Below are 17,381 nucleotides of genomic sequence, written 5' to 3'. Positions count from 1 at the left end.
GCGCACGCAGCCAAGCCCGTGCGGTGCAGGAGCGGCCAAGCCGTCGCAAACCGCCTAGAATGCGTCCCGCCGACCGTTCGCCCGTTCGCGAAGCCGCGATTCTAGGGCAGCACCCGATCCCCTAGCCACCGGCCTGTCCGCCGCGTACTCCATCGCGGCCGCCGGTCCTCCGGCACTCCCCGCCTTTCAGACGACACCCCCCGATGCCCCTGCGCCGCTACCTGCAACTGGACGTATTCGCCGATCGACCCGGCGCGGGCAATCCGCTCGCGGTGGTGCTGGACGCCGAAGGCCTGGACGACGCGACGATGCAGTCGATCGCCCGCTGGACGCGCCTGCCGGAAACGACCTTCGTGTTCCCGCCGACCACGCCAGGCGCGGGCTACCGGGTGCGCATGTTCAGCCCCCATCGCGAAGTGCCGTTTGCCGGGCACCCCAGCGTCGGGACCGCGTTTGCGGTCCTGGATGCCGGGCTGGCCCGACCGATCGACGGAATCCTGCTGCAGGAGGGCGTGGCGGGCGTTCTGCCGCTGTCGGTCGAAAAAGCGGGGGCTGAGGAGCCCTGCGTGATTGCCGTGCGCACGCCCCGCGCCCGGGTGGTGGAAACCGCCACGCGCGATGACGTGCGACTGGCCGGGGCACTCGCGGGGTTCCTGCCGGGCGCGTTGCCACCGGCATTGCTGGACGGCGGCCGGCGCTGGTGGCTGGTGGAAGTCGCGAGCGAAGCCGCGTTGCGTGGCGCGGCGCCGGACTGGGACGCCATCGCCGCGCTGGCGAAGTCCACCGGCAGCATGGGCGTGTGCGCCTTCGCGCGGTCGGAGGCCGACGCGGGCCACGACCTGGTGGTGCGCGCGTTCGTCGGTGCCAGCGGTCCGTTCGAGGATGCCGCGTCGGGCGCCGCCAATGCGGTGATCGCCGCATGGCTGACGCACAACGATGCGCTGCCGGGGCGTGATGGGCGGTATGTCGCCAGCCAGGGCCGCGAGGTCGGCGCGGATGCGCGCCTGCAACTGCACGTCGATGCCAACGGCGAGGTCTGGTCCGGCGGTCGCGTGTGTCCGGTGATACGCGGCCAGATCGACTGGTAGGCCGGCCGCCGGGACAACAAAAAAGGGGGCCGTGAGGCCCCCTGCGCGCAATCGCGCGACTCCCCTGTCAAACCTTATTCCGGACGGACGTCGACCCGTACGCGGATCCGGTCACCCGGGTGGTACTGGGTGCGGGTGGTGTACTCGCGGCCGGCGTATTCGTAGGTGACGTCGTACTCGGTGACACCGCGGCCGGCGGTGCGGATGTTGCCGGCCCGCGCATAACGATCGTCGCCGACCGGCACCGGATCGCACACCGTGACGGTGCCGGCGTAGTCGCGCTGCCGCTGGCTCTGCTCGTAGATCTGCCGGCCAGCCACACCGCCGACCATCGAGCCGATGGCCGAGGTGGCGTAGCGGGCACTGCCGCCACCCACCTGGCTGCCGATGACAGCGCCGACCACGCCGCCGATGACCGTGGCGATGGTGCCGCCGATCTGGCTGCCGCCGTTGCCGTAGCGGTCGTAACCGTCGTTGCCGCGGTAGTAGTCGTCGCGGCCGTAGCCGTCGCGGTAGCCACCGTCGTACACGCTGCCGCGCGCATGGTCCTGCCGCTGGTAGCAGCGACGGTCACCGGACGCGTAGTCGTTCGAACCGTAGCGGCCCGAGTCGATCACCGGGTCAACCCGCACCACCCGCGCGTAGTCGTACTGGCCACCCTGCGAGGAGTAGCCGCCAGTGGACGGCTGGACGTGCAGGGCACCGACTTGCTGGGCCGAAACCGTGCCGCTGGCCGCCACCAGGGCCAAGGCGAGGACGGGGCCGACGCCCCATGTGGTCAGTCGCTTCATGTGTATTCCAGCGCGCGCCAGCATCGGAAAACCGACGGAGGCCCCCATCCTCGGTCGGCTGCGGGCAACGGTGGCTGAATTTTGTTAGCAACAAGTGAAACGGTTCAGCAAGTGCGTCGCTGGCCGGGCATCAGCGCTTGAGCTTCGCCTCCAGCGTGATCGGCACCGCGCTCAGCGCCTTCGATACCGGGCAGTTCTCCTTGGCGTCGTTGGCGATCTCCTGGAACCGCGCCTCGTCGATGCCGGGGACTTCGGCGTCCAGCTTGAGCCGGATGCGGGAAAGTGCGGGCCCGTCCTCCATCGACAGGTCGACGTCGGCGCGGGTGTCCAACCGGGCCGGGGGGTGGCCCGCCTCGGCCAGCTTGGCCGACAGGGCCATCGTGAAACAACCGGCATGCGCTGCGGCAATGAGCTCCTCCGGGTTGGTGCCCTTCTCGTCGCCGAAGCGGCTGGAAAATGCATAGCGGGTGTCCTGCATCAACCCGCTGTCGGGCGTGCTCAGCCGACCCTTGCCGGTCTTGAGGTCGCCCTCCCAGTGCGCGGTGGCGTGGCGCGAAATACCCATGGCGTGCTCCTTCCATACGTGGAACGCCACGGTAGCGACGCGAGTGTTACCGGGGCATGCAGGTGGGTGCGAGCGCCCACCGGTGGCGCGCTTGACTCGCCCGGTCAGCAGCGCGAGGCTTGCCTTCCGGCGTTCCCGCGCCGGCCTCCCGCCATGACCGCCCGCCGAGCGCACCACGCCCGGCGCGCAGCGCGGACAGCCATGACGGCCTTCGATCCCAGCCAAGGGAGAAGTCCGCTCATGTCCTACACCACGCAAGACATCCGGAACGTGGCCCTCGCAGGCCACCCCGCCGCCGGCAAGACCACCCTGTTCGAAGCCCTGCTGCACGCCGGCGGCACCATCCAGACGGCAGGCACGGTCGAGCGCGGCAACACGCTGTCGGACCACGACCCGATCGAGAAACAGCGCGGCCATTCGCTCGACATCGCCGTGGCGAGCATCGACCACGACACCGGACCCGGCCGGGCGGTGCACATCAACCTGATCGACACCCCCGGCTATCCGGACTTCCGCGGACCCGCGCTGTCGGCGCTGGCGGCCGTTGAGACCGTCGCGGTCGTGATCGATGCCGCCAGCGGCGTCGACTACGGCGCGCGGCGGATGATGGCGCGCGCCCGCTCGCGCGGCCTCTGCCGCGTCGTGGTGGTCAACAAGATCGACCAGGATGGAGCCGACCTGGCACGCGTGCTCGAAGAATTGCGCGAGGCGTTCGGCCCCGAGTGCCTGCCACTGAACCTGCCGGCCGGCGGCGGTTCGAAAGTGGTCGACTGCCTCTCCAGCCCCGACGGCGACAGCGACCTCGGCCCGGTCGCCGACTGGCATCGCAGGATCATCGACCAGGTGGTGGAGATCAACGAGAAGGTGATGGAGCGCTACCTCGACCTCGGCGAGGAAGGCCTGTCGGGCGAGCAGCTGCATGAGGCATTCGAACAGTGCCTGCGCGAGGGCCACCTGGTGCCGGTGCTGTTCTGCTCGGCGCGCACCGGGGTCGGCATCTCGGAACTGCTCGACGTCGCCGCACAATGGTTCCCGAACCCGGCCGAGGCCAACCCGCCGCCCTTCGAGAAAGGCGCCACGCGCGAGCGCATCGAAGCCGTGCCCGACCCGTCGGCGCACGTCATCGCCGACGTGTTCAAGATCGTCAACGACCCCTTCGTCGGCAAGCTCGGGGTCTTCCGCGTCTACCAGGGCACCGTGCGCCGCGACAGTCAGCTCTATGTCGACGACGGCAAGAAGCCGTTCAAGGTCGGCCACCTGTTCAAGTTAAAGGGCAAGGACCACATCGAAATCGACCGGGCGGTGCCGGGTGACATCGCGGCCGTGGCCAAGGTGGATGAGCTGCACTTCGACGCGGTGCTGCACGACAGCTTCGATGCGGACCAGATCCACCTGTCGCCGCTGGAGTTCCCCCGGCCGATGTTCGGGCTCGCCATCGAGGCGGCCAGCAAGGGCCAGGAGCAGAAGCTGGCGACGGCATTGCACAAGCTGTCCGAGGAGGACCCGTGCTTCGTGGTCGAGCACGAGGCCGAGACCAACGAGACGGTCGTGCACGGTCTCTCGGACCTGCATTTGCGGGTCAACCTGGACCGGCTGAAGGACAAGTACGGCGTCGAGGTCGAGTCGCGCCCGCCGCGGATCGCGTATCGCGAAACCGTCAGTGCAGCCGCTGAGGGCCACCACCGCCACAAGAAGCAGACCGGCGGCGCGGGCCAGTTCGGCGAGGTGTTCCTGCGGGTGGAACCGCTGCCGCGCGGCAGCGGGTTCGAGTTCGTCGACGCGGTCAAGGGCGGCACCATCCCGGGCCAATTCCTGCCGGCGGTCGAGAAGGGCGTGCAACAGGTGCTGGGCAGCGGCGCGCTGGCCGGCTACCCGATCCAGGACGTGCGCGTGGTGGTGCACGACGGCAAGCACCACCCGGTCGACAGCAAGGAGGTGGCGTTCGTCGCGGCCGGCAAGAAGGCATTCCTCGACGCCGTGGCCAGGGCGCGCCCGCAGGTGCTCGAGCCCATCGTCGACCTGGAGGTCAGTGCGCCCGAGCAGCACATGGGCGACATCAGTGGCGGGCTCGCGTCAAAGCGCGCGCGCATCAACGGGACCGACACCGTGCGTGGCGAGATCGTGGTCAAGGCACAGGTGCCGCTGTCGGAACTGGAGGGCTACGCGGCCGAGCTCAAGTCGGTGACCGCCGGTCGCGGCCGCTACTCGCTGGACTTCAGCCACTACGAACCGGTGCCGCCGCAGGTGCAGCAGAAGCTGGTTGCCGCCTACCAGCCCCGGCACGACGAGGACTGACCGGGTCAGCCCTCCTCTTCCTCCAGCTCGGGCGGCTGGTCGTCCACGTCCTGCAGCCGGATCGGCTGCGGGACGAGTTGCGCACGAATCGCACCATCGGGATACGCCAGCGTGGTGATGACGATGTACGACTCGCCGGCACGCACCCGTTCCGCATCCTCGGGCCCGAGCGCAATTTCAACCTGGCGCAACTGGCCGGCGGTGGTATCGGCCGGAATGCCCAGGTCCGCGACGCGGTCGCCATTCTCGTTCGCCGCGCCGCGGTGCAGGTAGGCGCCGGTCGCCCCGTTGGCCAATCCTGCATAGACCAGGTCGACCAGCAGGTCGTTGTCGTCGGCCAGCACCGCGCTGGCCTCGCCGGTGGCATCCGATTCGGTGGCCGAGACCACGCGGGCGCCGCTGAACTCGCCGCGCAACAACAGGTCCGCTGCCGCGGCAGGCACGATCGGCAACGCCAACAGGCCAAGCAGCAGCGCGCGGTGCAGGGTTCGACGGATCATGGATTCGACTCCGGAGCAGGCAATGCCTGCCAATAGGCCGCGTCGCGCGGCAAACCCGCGTGAAGCCGACTCGCTTTCCGTGCCGCCTGCTTGACGCGAACGTGCCGGGGCCCGTGTCAGGCTGCGGCGATGGATCCTGCGAACGAGCGCCGCGACTACGCTCCCGCCGCCCGTCGGCTGCTGGCGACGCTGGGTCTGCTGGCCGCGTTCGCCGTCGCGGGCTGGTGGGCATGGCAGCAACCTTTCATGGCATCGGTGCGGATGGCCTGGGAGATCCGACGCATGCCGCCGCCACGCTCCCTGCCCGTGCCGGTGGCCGGCGTCGAGGTGGACGACATCGCGGACACATGGGGCGCGGCCCGGGGTACCGACCGGACGCATGAAGGACTCGACATCTTCGCCGCACGCGGCACGCCGGTTGGCAGCACAACCCGCGGCGTGGTCAGCGCCATACGCGAAAGCGGGCTGGGCGGGCGCCAGGTGTGGGTGCTGGGGCCCGCGTTGGAACGCCACTACTACGCCCACCTGGACAACTGGCGCGAGGGCCTCGCCGTCGGTGACGTGGTGCTGCCGGGCGACGTGTTGGGCTATGTCGGCGACACCGGCAACGCCCGGGGCACCCCACCCCACCTGCACTACGGAATCTACGCCGACGGTGGTGCGCTCGACCCGCTTCCACGTCTGCGCACCGCCGACGTCGATCCACCCGGAACCGCTCCGGCGCGCTAGCATCCCGTGGCCTACACGGACGTCGGCGATACCCCGCAAGTGCTAACCCGTCATTCACCGCGGCTGCGTAAGGTGGCCGTGGTCATTCGAGGATCGATCATGCGCAAACCCGTGACCGTTGGTGCTTTCGTGGTGTTCGTTGTGCTGCTCGCAGGCTGTTCCACTCTCAATACCCTGGGCGCGCTGCTCGGCAGCCAGGTGACGTTTACCCAGCCGCAACTGCAGCACGCGCTGGACGGCAACTTCCCCAAACAGTACGAGCGCCTCGGCGGGCTGGTCTCGCTGCGCCTCACCAACCCGACCTTGTCGATCCCTTATGACAGCAGCCGCCTGCGCCTGGACTTCGACGTCGGCCTGTCGGCGATGGGCAGCAGCGTCGGGACGACGGGCCATTTCGCGCTCAGCAGCGGGCTCCGCTTCGATCCGCAGACCCGCGGCCTGCACCTGCAGGATCCTGTGCTCGAGTCGGTTGATGTGCCGGCGCTGGGTGGCGTGATGAGCGGCACCTCGCGTGAGCTGCTGAACACCTGGCTCGCCGACTACGCACGCGACGAACCGGTGTACCGCCTCGACAGCACCCTGCTCGACCGAATCAGCGCCCGCCGGATCGACTCGACCGTGATCGACCGTGGCCTGGTCGTGGTCAACCTGGGCGAATAGGATGCGCGGCCTCTCGCTCCTGCTGATGGCGGTAATCGCGGTGGCGTCCGGTTGCGGTGGCGACGACGCCGATGCCGACCGTGCGCTGGCCGGCACCGACAGCGGGGAAGCGCTCCCGGCACCCGAGCGCACCGGCGGCAGCGTCACCGGGATGCCTGATGCCGGCGACCCGAACCGCACGCTCCCGCCACCCGAAGCACCGACGACGTTGCCGCCGGGCACCACGGTCGACAGCGATGGCAACCTGCTGCCTCCGTTTGATGCGCTGGCCGGCGCCGATCCCGCGCCGCCCGACGGGGTCGAGCCCGGCGCCGCCGGCCCGGACCCGGCGATTTCGCCTACGCCGGTGCCGGACGACGCGCCTGCACCGACGCCAGCCGGCCCGGGCGCGGCCGAGGCGGTCGCCGTCGTCAAGGCCTACTACGACTCGATCAGCGCCGGGAGCTACGGCAGCGCCTACACCCTGTGGTCGGGCAACGGTAGCGCCAGCGGTCAGTCGCCGCAGCAGTTCGCCAACAGTTTTGCCGGGGTTTCGGGCATGTCGGTCGAGATCCTCACGCCGGGGCGGATCGATGCCGCCGCCGGGTCGCGCTACATCGAGGTGCCGGTGGCCGTGCGCACCACCCGCGCCGACGGCAGCGTGCACCGCTACGCCGGCGCGTACACCCTGCGCCGGGCGGTGGTCGATGGCGCCAGCGCAGAGCAGCAGGCCTGGCGGATCGCGTCCGCGGACATCCGCGAGGTGCAGCCGTAAGCGCTGGCACGACGGTGGTTGCCGGCAACCGCAATGCGCCCCGGATCGTGCTCGATACCAACGTCTGGCTGGACCTGTTGGTGTTCGGCGATCCGCGCGTGACCGTCCTGCGCACCGCGCTCGAGGCCGGCGCCGTTGCGGCGATGGTCGATGGCGAGGGACGCGACGAGTGGCTGCGGGTGCTGCGCTACCCGGTACTGCAGCTTGGGACACCGCAGGTCGAGGCGCACGTGGCCGCGTTCGATGCGATCGCTTGCCCATGGCCCGTGCGCGAGGTGGCCCGGATATTGCCGCGCTGCGCCGACCCCGACGACCAGAAGTTCCTGCGCCTGGCCTGCGACACCGGCGCCGGCTGGCTGCTCAGCCGCGACCGTGCCGTGCTTGCCCTGGCGAAGCGCTGCCGGCGCGACGGCCTGTTCGACATCCTGTTGCCCGAGGCGTGGTCGCCGGAGCGACCCGCCACCTGACCGTCACAGCTCGAACCGGTACGACAGCTTGACCAGCAGTTGCTCGCTGTCGCGCAGCGAGAAGCTGTCGACCAGTTGCTCGCGCGGACCCACCGAGAACTCGTCGAACACGTAGCCGCCGCGCCCGTACACCACGTAGAGGTCCGACAGTGGCGCGAGGATGTAGCGGTAGCGCACCTGGAACCCGAGGTTGCGCAGGCTGAAGTCGCTGACCGGGTCGGCCACCACCACGGCACGGCCATCGGGCTGCACTTCGATCGCTTCGGCCAGTTGCGCGTCCAGCCCAATCGCCTGCAGCTTGACCCGCAGCTCCTGCCGCTGGCCGATGCTCCAGTCCACCCCGGCATTGACTTCGAGCGACTGTTCCTCGAACCGGCCGACCAGGTTGTCGTGCTGCCACACCAGCCAGTCGGGCGTGTATTCGTACTCGACGCCCGCGAAGGCGCTCAAGGCGTCGCTGAAGTAGTAGGTGGGCTCGAACGCCGCGCCATAACCCACCTTGTCGTTGCCGGCCAGGCCGCCACTCTGGGCGAAGGCGTCGAACTCCCAGGCCCACGCGCCCTTGCGCGGCCGCATGCGTTCGAACGACAGGCTGAAGTTGCCGGGGCGATACAACGGGTTGCGCCCGCGCGTCAGCATGTCGTCGTAGGACGGCGCGTTGACGTTGAGCTGCAGGTACTCGCTGCCGCCGTCGCGACGGTCGCTCTGGCGGATCAGGCGCAACTGCCGCTGCAGCCGCAGCCCGTGGTCGTTGTCCATGCCGATGAGGCGGCCGCGGTAGTCGTGCGATGAGTAGGCAGACTCCGCCGGGAGCCCGGTCAGGCGCCGGCTGAGCTGCCAGTGGCCATAGTTGAGGTTGTTGCGCCCCAGGTAGCCAAAGTCGTTGACCTCCAGGTCGTCACCGAAGTGCATCGCGAGCCACTGCTGGCGCCAGCCGTTGCCCATCTCGTAGTCGACCACGGTGGTCGCGCCGCTGCCGCGGGTGGTGGTGCCGGCCTCGTCGATGTGGCTGCCCACGGCATTACTGGTGATGGTCAGCGCGTCGTTGGGCTGCCAGCGGTGATCGATGCCCAACACCCGCGCCTCGCGGTCCAGCCAGGGGCGCAACACCTGGGTCGCGAGCACGCCGACGTTCTGCCGCTCGAAGTCGTGGTTCAGCCGCAATGCGCGGAACGACCTGCCCGCCTCGCCGTCCTCCTCGGCCACGAGCACGCCGTAGTTGAGCCCGCCCAGGCTGCCGTTGAGCTTGACCGCCGCCTCGATGTCGCTCGCGCCGCTGCCATCGTCGGCCGCGCCGCCGACCCGGCGCGTGTAGACCAGCTGGCTGTTGTCGATCAACAGGCCGAAATTGAAGATGCCCTGGTTCTCGGTGAAGAACGGCCGCTTGTCACTGAAGAAGGTTTCCTCGGCGCCGAAGTTGACCACCAGGTCGTCGCTCTCGACCTGGCCGAAGTCGGGGTTGATTGTCGCCGTCAGCTGGGTCTGGCCGTTGGGCTTCCAGAAGATGTCGGCGCCGGCGTCGAACTCGCTCTTGCCCAGGATGTTGTCGTGCACCCCGACGACGTACGGGGTCACCGCCAGCAGGGACTGGCTGTAGGCCGGCAGCTCGACCTTCTCGAAGTCCGACAGGAACCGCGGGCGCAACCAGCTGGCGGTCGGCCAGGCGACGCGTTCGCCGGTGGAACCGACCACGCGGTCCAGGTACAGCCCCACCGTGCGGGTGCCGCCGTCGGCCTTGCCCATCGGCGCGATGTACCACGGGATCAGGAACTCGGCGTTCCAGCCCTCCTCGGTCTCCAGCGAGGCGTGCTTCCAGTTGCCGTCCCAGTCGTTGTTGAACTGGCCCTCGTTGGTGACGACCTCGTCGGCGATGCCGCCGGCCAGGGTGATCATGAAGTCGTAGCCGGTGCGGCCGTCGCCGTCGAAGTCGACGACCACGTTGACCCGGTCCAGCTGGCCGCCCTCGTCGCGACGGGTGCGCGTGCGGGTGCGCGGCACGCCGGCCGGCTGGACGTTGCGGAAGGCCACCGCCAGGCCGTCGGGGGTCGACTTCACCCAGGCCTCGGTCGGGTACGGCGACGCCTCCAGCGACAGCGGCTGGGTCAGGCGGAAGTCCGTGATGTGGCGGGCGCCGGCCCATTCCTCCGGGTCGATGCGGCCGTCGACCTCGATCCGGGGCCCGCCAGACGGACGCGCGGCGGCATCATCGGCGTGGGCCGGGAGCGCGACCGGAAGCAGCAGGGCGAGCGGGAGCAGGGACGGGGCGGGCAGCAGGCGCATGGGGATCCGGCGGTTCGGGGAGTGCGCAGGCTAGGCGCAACCACCGCCCGCGCCGACTGGCACAAGTCATGGCAACCAATCCGCCGGTTGGCGCATCGGCCTACTGCATGTGCCACCCATGGCTGACGATGATGCTCTGCCCGGTGAGCGCCGCGCTGGGGAACTCGCAAAGGAACCGCACTGTCCGGGCGACGTCCTCGACCGTGGTGAAGATGCCGTCGACCGTCTGGCCGAGCATGACGTTCCGGACCACCTCCTCCTCGCTGATCCCCAGCTCCTTCGACTGCTCGGGGATCTGCCGGTCGACCAGTGGGGTACGCACGAAGCCGGGGCAGACCACATGGCTGCGCACCCCGCGGTCGCCACCTTCCTTGGCCAGCGTGCGAGACAGACCCAGCAGGCCGTGCTTGGCGGTCACGTAGGCGGACTTGAGCTTGCTGGCCTGGTGCGAGTGCACCGAGCCCATGTAGATGACCGTACCGCCGCGGGACCGGCCGTCGTCGCCCGGCGCGTACATGCCCGGCAGCACCGCCCGGGTGGTCAGGAAGGCGCCGTCGAGGTGGATCGCCAGCATCTTCTTCCACGCGGCGTAGTCGTAGCTCTCGATCGGGTTGACGATCTGGATGCCGGCGTTGGATATCAGGATGTCGACCGGACCCAGTTCGGCGACCACCTGCGCGGTGCCCGCCTCGACCGCCGCTTCGTCGGTGACGTCCATCGCCACCCCCATGGCCCGGCCGCCGGCCTGCGCGATTTCACCAGCGACGCGGTTGGCGCCTTCCAGGTTGATGTCGGCGACGGCCACCTGCGCGCCCGCGCGTGACAGTTCGAAGGCGATCTCCCGGCCGATGCCGCTGGCCGCGCCAGTGACGACGGCGACCTTTCCGTTGATCGAGGACATGCCGGGGCTCCTTCGGGTGGGATGGAGGCCCATGGTAGCGGCGGCACCCGCGCACACCCCGGCGTCGGCGGTGGGCATTTCGTCCAATGGCCACGCAACAGGACCTGTTGTAGGAGCGACGTAAGTCGCGACCCGCCGAACACCGGACACATGCCGGGATCGCGACTTACGTCGCTCCTACGGGAGCCGGCCGCGCATGACGGCGGCCGGCCCGGTTCCTCAGCCCTTCGGCTTGCGCTTGGGCTGCAGCATCGTGCCGGTGCAATCCCTGGCGCCGCAGCGGCAGGCCCAGATCTTCTTCATCCGTGGCGTATGCGCCTCGTCGAGGGTGATGCCGTAGTTGTAGGCCAATTCCTCGCCCGGCTTGATGCTGCGGATCGCCTCGATGAACACGCGATCCTTGCGGCGGTCGTCGCCGTCGTGCTCTTCCAGCACCGCCTCGCAGTTGGGCGCGCAACTGTGGTTGATCCAGCGCGCGACGCCGCCTTCGTAGTTGGCGTCGATCACGTACTCGTCATTGAGGGTGAACAGGAACGTGTGGCCCGAGTCGGCATCGCCGGTGTCGCCGGCATCGACCTCGGCGTGGGTCCGGCGGCGCCCCTTGTACTCGATGATCCGTTCACCCTTGCGGATGGGCTCGACGGCGAACACGCCATTGCCGTGGATGGCGGAGCGACGGGCGACGATCTTGCGCGGCATGCGGGTCTTCCAGCAGACGAAACCCCGATTGTGCCGCAACCGCCGCGCTGGGCCGCACGGTCGGGCCGGTGTGGGGCGCTTGGCCTGCGGCCGGACAATCCGTACAATTCCGGTACGAATTGAGGCCAGGGCCATGCTGCGCGTCACCAAACTCACCGATTACGCCACCGTCGTGCTGACCGCGCTTGCCGCCGATCCGCGGGCGGTGCTGAGCGCGTCGGAGCTGGCCGAGCGTGCCGGGCTGGAGCCGCCGACCGTCAGCAAACTGCTCAAGCCGCTGGCCCAGGCGGGCCTGGTCGAAGGGTTCCGCGGCGCCAATGGCGGCTACCGGCTGGCCCGACCCGCGGTCTCCATCAGCCTCATCGAGGTGGTCGAGGCCATGGAAGGGCCGCTCGGCATGACCGAATGCAGCATCCACACCGGCAACTGCACGATCGAGGACCAATGCGGCGTGCGCGCCAACTGGCGCCGGATCAACGACGTGGTGGTCGACGCCCTGCGCAAGGTCACCCTGGCCCAGATGATCGACGGCGTGCCGCCACCGGACGCCTCCCCCGAAATCCCCTCTCCCTCCCGGCGCATCGACGTGCGCCTGGCCAACGCCTGATCCGTTCAGGCTCACAGGACAGTAGGCAGCCCCATGGCCACCGACATCACCGATACCCCCGCGCCTACCCTCTCACCCGGGGCCGGGCCGCGCACCGCGCCCGACCAGAACCGCGAGATCCACGCCCAGCTTGGCCGCAAGTACGACGCGGGCTTCGTCACCGACATCGAGTCCGACAGCCTGCCGGCGGGACTGGACGAGGACACCATCCGCGCGCTCTCGGCCAAGAAGGAAGAGCCCGAGTGGATGACCCAGTGGCGGCTCGAGGCCTACCGCCACTGGCTGACCATGCCAGTGCCGCACTGGGCGAAGCTCTCCATCGCACCGATCGACTTTCAGGCCATCAGCTACTACTCCGCGCCCAAGGGGCCGAAGTACAAGTCGCTGGACGAGGTCCCGCAGGAACTGCTGGACACCTACGACAAGCTCGGCGTGCCGCTGCACGAGCGGGCGAAGCTGGCCGGCGTCGCGGTCGACGCGGTGTTCGACTCGGTCTCGGTCGGTACCACGTTCCGCAAGGAGCTGGCCGACAAGGGGATCATCTTCTGCTCCATGTCGGAGGCCATCAAGGACCACCCCGAACTGGTGAAGAAGTACTTGGGTACGGTGGTGCCGGTCGGCGACAACTACTTCGCCGCGCTCAATTCGGCGGTGTTCTCCGACGGCAGCTTCGTATTCATCCCCGAGGGCGTGCGCTGCCCGATGGAGCTGAGCACCTACTTCCGCATCAACGCGGGCCACACCGGCCAGTTCGAGCGCACGCTGATCATCTGCGAGGACCGCGCCCAGGTGTCCTACCTGGAAGGCTGCACCGCACCGATGCGCGACGAGAACCAGCTGCACGCGGCGGTGGTAGAGCTGGTGGCGCTGGAAGAAGCCGACATCAAGTATTCGACGGTGCAGAACTGGTACCCCGGCGACGAGAACGGCGTTGGCGGCATCTACAACTTCGTGACCAAGCGTGGCGAGTGCCGCGGCGCGCGCAGCAGGATCCACTGGACCCAGGTCGAGACCGGTTCGGCGATCACCTGGAAGTACCCGTCCTGCGTGCTGCTGGGCGACGACTCCACCGGCGAGTTCCATTCGGTCGCACTGACCCACCATCGCCAGCAGGCCGACACCGGCACCAAGATGATCCACGTCGGCAAGCGCACCAAGAGCAAGATCATCAGCAAGGGCATCAGCGCCGGCCGCGGCCAGAACACCTACCGCGGGCTGGTCAAGGTGGCACCGGGTGCGGAGGGTGCGCGCAACTACACCCAGTGCGACTCGCTGCTGATCGGCAAGCAGTGCGGCGCGCACACCTTTCCCTACATCGAGGTGAAGAACCCCACCGCCACCGTCGAGCACGAAGCCACCACCTCCAAGATCAGCGACGACCAGATGTTCTATTGCCGCTCGCGCGGCATCGGCCAGGAGGACGCGGTGTCGATGATCGTCGACGGCTTTTGCAAGCAGGTTTTCCGCGAGCTTCCGATGGAGTTCGCGGTCGAGGCCAAGAAGCTGCTGGAAGTGTCGCTGGAAGGCTCCGTCGGCTGATCGCCAATGACCACGACTGTAGGAGCGACGTAAGTCGCGACCTGTCCACCGCCCCACGGGTTCAGCAGGTCGCGACTCACGTCGCTCCTACAAGGAAGAACCAACATTTCGCCCTCTTGCGGGACACGGGAACAACACCATGCTGAAGATCGAAAACCTCCACGCCAGCGTCGCCGGCAAGGAAATCCTCAAGGGCCTGTCGCTGGAGCTGCAGCCGGGCAAGGTGCACGCGATCATGGGCCCCAACGGCGCCGGCAAGTCGACGCTTGGCAACATCATCGCCGGCCGCGAGGGCTACGAGGTCACCGCCGGGTCGGTCACGTTCAACGGCCAGGACCTGCTCGCGCTGGAACCCGAGGAGCGCGCCGCCGCCGGGGTGTTCCTCGCGTTCCAGTACCCGGTCGAGATCCCGGGCGTGAACAACACCTACTTCCTGCGCACCGCACTCAACGCCCAGCGCAAGGCGCGTGGCGAAGGCGAGCTGGACTCGATGCAGTTCCTCAAGCTGGTGCGCGAGAAGCTCGCCGTGCTGCACCTCAAGGACGAACTGCTGCATCGCGGTGTCAACGAAGGGTTCAGCGGCGGCGAGAAGAAGCGCAACGAGATCTTCCAGCTGGCGCTGCTGGAACCACAGCTGGCGATCCTGGACGAGACCGACTCGGGCCTGGACATCGACGCGCTCAAGACCGTCGCCGAGGGCGTCAACGCACTGCGCTCGCCCGAACGCATGTTCCTGGTGATCACCCACTACCAGCGCCTGCTCGACTACATCAAACCGGACGTGGTGCACGTGCTGGCCGACGGCCGCATCGTCGAGAGCGGCGGACCCGAACTGGCACTGCAGCTTGAAGAGCACGGCTACGAGTGGGTGCGCGACCGCATCGCGCCGGAGGCCGCCGCCTGATGAGCGCACTGCTCGACTCGCTGGCTTCCTCGCTCGACGTGATGGCGGTACGCGACGCCGCCGGCCTCGGCCCGGTGCGTCGTGCCGCCCTCGACGACGCGCTGCGCGACGGCCTGCCCCATTCCCGGGTGGAAGCCTGGAAGTACACCCCGTTGCGTGCGCTGGAGCGGCGCAGCTTCCTGCCCGTCGACGCGGTTCCCGCACTCGCCGACACCACGTTCGATGACACCGTGCTCGCGGGCATTCCCGCGCCGCGCGCGGTGTTCGTCAATGGCCGCTTCGACGCCGGCCGCTCCGACCTGTCCGGGTTGCCGGACGGCGTCAGCCTGCGGCCGCTGTCGGAGGTGCTGCGCGGCGACGACACCCGCGCGTCCAACTTCCTCGCCCGCCGGTTCGAGCGTCCCGACGAGGTGTTTGCCAAGGTCAACGCGGCGCTCGCCGACGAGGGCGTGGTGCTGGGCGCGGAAGCGGGGGTACGCGGCGAGACCGCGATCCACCTGGTCTTCGTCGGTGTCCCGGCGGAAGGCGAGCGTGCATGGCACCTGCGCCACCGGATCGAGTTGAAGGCCGGCGCGCAGCTGCGGGTGGTCGAGCACCAGTTGTCCGCGGGGGACCACCGCCATCTGTGCAATTCATTGATGCACGTGCACCTGGGCCGCGACGCGCGCCTGCTGCATGGCCGCGTGCAGGACGAGTCCACCGGCGCCACCCTGCTGCATCGCACCGATGCGGTGCTGGCGCGCGACGCGGAGTACCGCCGGCTCGACCTCGAGCTCGGTGCGGCACTGTCGCGCCACGAGCTCAACGTCACCCTGCAGGGCGACAACGCGCGGCTGCATGCCAACGGCGTGCTGCTGGCCGACGGCCGTCGCCACCTCGACACCCGCCTGGGCATCGACCACGCCGCCCGCGACAGCAGTTGCGAGCTGACCTGGCGCGGGATCGGCGCCGACCGCGGCCGGGCGGTGTTCCACGGCGGCATCCTGATCCGCGAGGGCGCCGACGGCACCAACGCCAACCTCTCCAACAAGAACCTGCTGCTCAGCGAGGGTGCCGAAATCGACACCCAACCGGTGCTGGTGATCCATGCCGACGAGGTGCAAGCCGCGCACGGCGCGACGGTCGGCCAGCTCGACCCCACCGCCATGTTCTACCTGCGCTCGCGCGGGGTGCCGGCTGAACAGGCACGCGCGCTGCTGACCGCGGCGTTCTGCCGCGAGACGCTGTCGGTGATCGAGGATGCAGCCATGCGCGATGCGATCGGCGTGCGACTGGATGCATCACTGGCGCGGTCGGTCGCCGCGGCGATGGCCGCCGCATGAACCAGGCCGCCGCCCCCACCGACGCGATCGACTGGGCCCGCATCCGCGAGGACTTCCCGGTCCTCAGGCGCGAGGTCCACGGCAAGCCACTGGTCTACCTGGACTCCGCCAACACCGGCCAGAAGCCGGCGCAGGTGATCGAAGCGGTCGACGACTTCTTCCGCCATCACAACGCCAACGTCAGCCGTGCCGTGCATGCGCTCGGCACCGAGGCGACCGATGCCTACGAGGGTGCGCGCCGCAAACTGGCGAAGTTTCTCAACGTCCGCGGCGACGAACTGGTGCTGTGCAGCGGGACCACGTTCGCGATCAACCTGGTCGCCTACAGCTGGGCACTGCCGCGACTGCAGCCGGGTGATGCGATCGTCGTCACCCGGATGGAGCACCACGCCAACATCGTGCCGTGGCAGCTGGTCGCCGAGCGCACCGGCGCGACGATCAAGGTCGCCGAGATCGACGAACGCGGCGACCTCGACCTCGAGCAGCTGTACGGCCTGCTGACGCCCGAGGTGAAGCTGCTGGCGGTGGCGCACGTCTCAAACGTGCTGGGCACCGTCAATCCGGTGCGCGATATCTGCCGCCAGGCCCGCAAGCGCCGCATCGTGACGGTGGTCGACGGCTCGCAGGCCGCGCCGCACCGGCCGCTGGATGTCGCCGCCATCGGCTGCGACTTCTACGCCATCACCGGCCACAAGATGGCCGGCCCGACCGGCACCGGGGCGCTGTGGGCGCGCCGAGAACACCTGGACGCGATGCCACCGTTCCTTGGCGGCGGCGAGATGATCAAGCAGGTGCGCTTCGAAGGCACCGTGTTCAACGACGCGCCGCACAAGTTCGAGGCGGGCACTCCCAACATCGCCGGCTTCATCGGCCTCGGCGCGGCCTGCGACTACCTGTCGGCGATCGGCATGGACAACATCGAAGCGCGCGAGCAGGCGTTGCTGGAGTACGCCACCGGGCGGCTGGACGCGACCGAGGGCGTGCGCATCTTCGGCCGCGCGCGGGAGAAGGCGGCGGTGATCAGTTTCCTGGTCGAGGGCGCACACGCGCACGACCTGGCCACCCTGCTCGACCTGGAAGGCGTCGCGGTGCGCTCGGGCCACCACTGCGCGCACCCGCTGATGCAACACTACGGCGTACCGGCCACGTGCCGCGCCTCGTTCGCGTTCTACAACACCTTCGAAGAAGTCGACGCATTCATCGCGGCAATTGCGAAAGTCCGCCAGCTGCTCCTGTAGGAGCGACGCCAGTCGCGACCTTCGTCGCTCTTCCCGACGCCC

General features: G+C 69.0%; 17 protein-coding genes. 11 read left to right on the top strand and 6 right to left on the bottom strand.

Annotated features, from left to right (window positions below):
* Window positions 1–203: 203 nt before the first annotated feature.
* Window positions 204–1,088 (top strand): PhzF family phenazine biosynthesis protein, encoded by an 885-nt coding sequence (locus tag KOD61_RS04275; RefSeq protein ID WP_215219816.1) that lies wholly within the window; start codon window positions 204–206, stop codon window positions 1,086–1,088.
* Between the two features lie 74 nt (window positions 1,089–1,162).
* On the opposite strand, the gene KOD61_RS04270 is transcribed toward KOD61_RS04275, so the two are convergent.
* Together KOD61_RS04270 and KOD61_RS04265 are read right to left on the bottom strand one after the other, a co-directional pair.
* Window positions 1,163–1,879, bottom strand: coding sequence for a glycine zipper 2TM domain-containing protein (locus KOD61_RS04270; RefSeq protein WP_215219815.1), 717 nt, complete (start codon window positions 1,877–1,879; stop codon window positions 1,163–1,165).
* 130 nt (window positions 1,880–2,009) lie between these two features.
* Window positions 2,010–2,444 (bottom strand): OsmC family protein, encoded by a 435-nt coding sequence (locus KOD61_RS04265; protein ID WP_215219814.1) that lies wholly within the window; start codon window positions 2,442–2,444, stop codon window positions 2,010–2,012.
* A gap of 240 nt (window positions 2,445–2,684) precedes the next feature.
* Here KOD61_RS04265 and fusA point away from each other — a divergent pair, with 240 nt between their 5' ends.
* Window positions 2,685–4,739 carry an elongation factor G gene (gene fusA / locus KOD61_RS04260; RefSeq protein WP_215219813.1) on the top strand — a complete coding sequence of 685 codons (2,055 nt, stop codon included), beginning with the start codon at window positions 2,685–2,687 and terminating at the stop codon, window positions 4,737–4,739.
* Window positions 4,740–4,744: 5 nt separating this feature from the next.
* Here the strand turns inward: fusA and KOD61_RS04255 are convergent, their stop codons facing one another.
* Window positions 4,745–5,239: a CHRD domain-containing protein gene (locus KOD61_RS04255; protein ID WP_215219812.1), complete on the bottom strand. Its 495-nt coding sequence runs from the start codon at window positions 5,237–5,239 to the stop codon at window positions 4,745–4,747.
* A gap of 129 nt (window positions 5,240–5,368) precedes the next feature.
* Between KOD61_RS04255 and KOD61_RS04250 the strand changes: the two genes are divergently transcribed.
* From KOD61_RS04250 to KOD61_RS04235, 4 genes are all read left to right on the top strand, one after another.
* The gene (locus KOD61_RS04250; protein WP_215219811.1) at window positions 5,369–5,968 is read left to right on the top strand and encodes a M23 family metallopeptidase; all 600 of its coding nucleotides are present in this window, start codon (window positions 5,369–5,371) and stop codon (window positions 5,966–5,968) included.
* Between the two features lie 99 nt (window positions 5,969–6,067).
* Entirely contained in the window at window positions 6,068–6,628 is a 561-nt protein-coding gene (locus tag KOD61_RS04245; RefSeq protein WP_215219810.1) for a DUF1439 domain-containing protein, read from the top strand.
* Window position 6,629: 1 nt separating this feature from the next.
* Window positions 6,630–7,382, top strand: a complete 753-nt coding sequence (locus KOD61_RS04240; protein WP_215219809.1) for a hypothetical protein — start codon at window positions 6,630–6,632, stop codon at window positions 7,380–7,382.
* Between the two features lie 14 nt (window positions 7,383–7,396).
* Window positions 7,397–7,849 (top strand): PIN domain-containing protein, encoded by a 453-nt coding sequence (locus tag KOD61_RS04235; protein ID WP_251370653.1) that lies wholly within the window; start codon window positions 7,397–7,399, stop codon window positions 7,847–7,849.
* Between the two features lie 3 nt (window positions 7,850–7,852).
* Here the strand turns inward: KOD61_RS04235 and KOD61_RS04230 are convergent, their stop codons facing one another.
* The 3 genes from KOD61_RS04230 to KOD61_RS04220 all read right to left on the bottom strand — a co-directional run bounded on the left by KOD61_RS04230 (window position 7,853) and on the right by KOD61_RS04220 (window position 11,729).
* Window positions 7,853–10,129, bottom strand: coding sequence for a DUF5916 domain-containing protein (locus KOD61_RS04230; RefSeq protein ID WP_215219808.1), 2,277 nt, complete (start codon window positions 10,127–10,129; stop codon window positions 7,853–7,855).
* Between the two features lie 100 nt (window positions 10,130–10,229).
* Window positions 10,230–11,030, bottom strand: a complete 801-nt coding sequence (locus KOD61_RS04225) for a 3-hydroxybutyrate dehydrogenase (RefSeq protein WP_215219807.1) — start codon at window positions 11,028–11,030, stop codon at window positions 10,230–10,232.
* 219 nt (window positions 11,031–11,249) lie between these two features.
* On the bottom strand, window positions 11,250–11,729 hold the full coding sequence (locus KOD61_RS04220) for an SET domain-containing protein (protein WP_215219806.1): 480 nt from the start codon (window positions 11,727–11,729) through the stop codon (window positions 11,250–11,252).
* 133 nt (window positions 11,730–11,862) lie between these two features.
* On the opposite strand from KOD61_RS04220, the gene KOD61_RS04215 reads away from it, so the two are divergent.
* The 5 genes from KOD61_RS04215 (at window position 11,863) to KOD61_RS04195 (ending at window position 17,339) form a co-directional block, all read left to right on the top strand.
* Window positions 11,863–12,336: an SUF system Fe-S cluster assembly regulator gene (locus KOD61_RS04215; protein WP_215219805.1), complete on the top strand. Its 474-nt coding sequence runs from the start codon at window positions 11,863–11,865 to the stop codon at window positions 12,334–12,336.
* A 33-nt stretch (window positions 12,337–12,369) separates the two neighbouring features.
* Window positions 12,370–13,875, top strand: coding sequence for a Fe-S cluster assembly protein SufB (sufB, locus tag KOD61_RS04210; RefSeq protein WP_215219804.1), 1,506 nt, complete (start codon window positions 12,370–12,372; stop codon window positions 13,873–13,875).
* Window positions 13,876–14,014: 139 nt separating this feature from the next.
* Window positions 14,015–14,779, top strand: coding sequence for a Fe-S cluster assembly ATPase SufC (gene sufC / locus KOD61_RS04205; protein WP_215219803.1), 765 nt, complete (start codon window positions 14,015–14,017; stop codon window positions 14,777–14,779).
* Entirely contained in the window at window positions 14,779–16,101 is a 1,323-nt protein-coding gene (sufD, locus tag KOD61_RS04200) for a Fe-S cluster assembly protein SufD (protein ID WP_215219802.1), read from the top strand. The genes sufC and sufD overlap by 1 nt, the downstream gene beginning before the upstream one ends.
* Window positions 16,098–17,339: a cysteine desulfurase gene (locus KOD61_RS04195; RefSeq protein WP_215219801.1), complete on the top strand. Its 1,242-nt coding sequence runs from the start codon at window positions 16,098–16,100 to the stop codon at window positions 17,337–17,339. The genes sufD and KOD61_RS04195 overlap by 4 nt, the downstream gene beginning before the upstream one ends.
* Window positions 17,340–17,381 lie beyond the last annotated feature (42 nt).

The organism is Lysobacter luteus, from assembly GCF_907164845.1.
Classification (GTDB): domain Bacteria; phylum Pseudomonadota; class Gammaproteobacteria; order Xanthomonadales; family Xanthomonadaceae; genus Novilysobacter; species Novilysobacter luteus.
Note: the sequence above shows the minus strand (reverse complement) of the source record. Positions and strands in the feature narration are given on the sequence as shown.

Bases quoted from the DNA above. Each gene is read 5' to 3' on its own strand.
- KOD61_RS04275 (WP_215219816.1), top strand. From the start codon at position 204: ATGCCCCTGCGCCGCTACCTGCAACTGGACGTATTCGCCGATCGACCC.
- KOD61_RS04270 (WP_215219815.1), bottom strand. From the start codon at position 1,879: ATGAAGCGACTGACCACATGGGGCGTCGGCCCCGTCCTCGCCTTGGCC.
- KOD61_RS04265 (WP_215219814.1), bottom strand. From the start codon at position 2,444: ATGGGTATTTCGCGCCACGCCACCGCGCACTGGGAGGGCGACCTCAAG.
- fusA (WP_215219813.1), top strand. From the start codon at position 2,685: ATGTCCTACACCACGCAAGACATCCGGAACGTGGCCCTCGCAGGCCAC.
- KOD61_RS04255 (WP_215219812.1), bottom strand. From the start codon at position 5,239: ATGATCCGTCGAACCCTGCACCGCGCGCTGCTGCTTGGCCTGTTGGCG.
- KOD61_RS04250 (WP_215219811.1), top strand. From the start codon at position 5,369: ATGGATCCTGCGAACGAGCGCCGCGACTACGCTCCCGCCGCCCGTCGG.
- KOD61_RS04245 (WP_215219810.1), top strand. From the start codon at position 6,068: ATGCGCAAACCCGTGACCGTTGGTGCTTTCGTGGTGTTCGTTGTGCTG.
- KOD61_RS04240 (WP_215219809.1), top strand. From the start codon at position 6,630: ATGCGCGGCCTCTCGCTCCTGCTGATGGCGGTAATCGCGGTGGCGTCC.
- KOD61_RS04230 (WP_215219808.1), bottom strand. From the start codon at position 10,129: ATGCGCCTGCTGCCCGCCCCGTCCCTGCTCCCGCTCGCCCTGCTGCTT.
- KOD61_RS04225 (WP_215219807.1), bottom strand. From the start codon at position 11,030: ATGTCCTCGATCAACGGAAAGGTCGCCGTCGTCACTGGCGCGGCCAGC.
- KOD61_RS04220 (WP_215219806.1), bottom strand. From the start codon at position 11,729: ATGCCGCGCAAGATCGTCGCCCGTCGCTCCGCCATCCACGGCAATGGC.
- KOD61_RS04215 (WP_215219805.1), top strand. From the start codon at position 11,863: ATGCTGCGCGTCACCAAACTCACCGATTACGCCACCGTCGTGCTGACC.
- sufB (WP_215219804.1), top strand. From the start codon at position 12,370: ATGGCCACCGACATCACCGATACCCCCGCGCCTACCCTCTCACCCGGG.
- sufC (WP_215219803.1), top strand. From the start codon at position 14,015: ATGCTGAAGATCGAAAACCTCCACGCCAGCGTCGCCGGCAAGGAAATC.
- sufD (WP_215219802.1), top strand. From the start codon at position 14,779: ATGAGCGCACTGCTCGACTCGCTGGCTTCCTCGCTCGACGTGATGGCG.
- KOD61_RS04195 (WP_215219801.1), top strand. From the start codon at position 16,098: ATGAACCAGGCCGCCGCCCCCACCGACGCGATCGACTGGGCCCGCATC.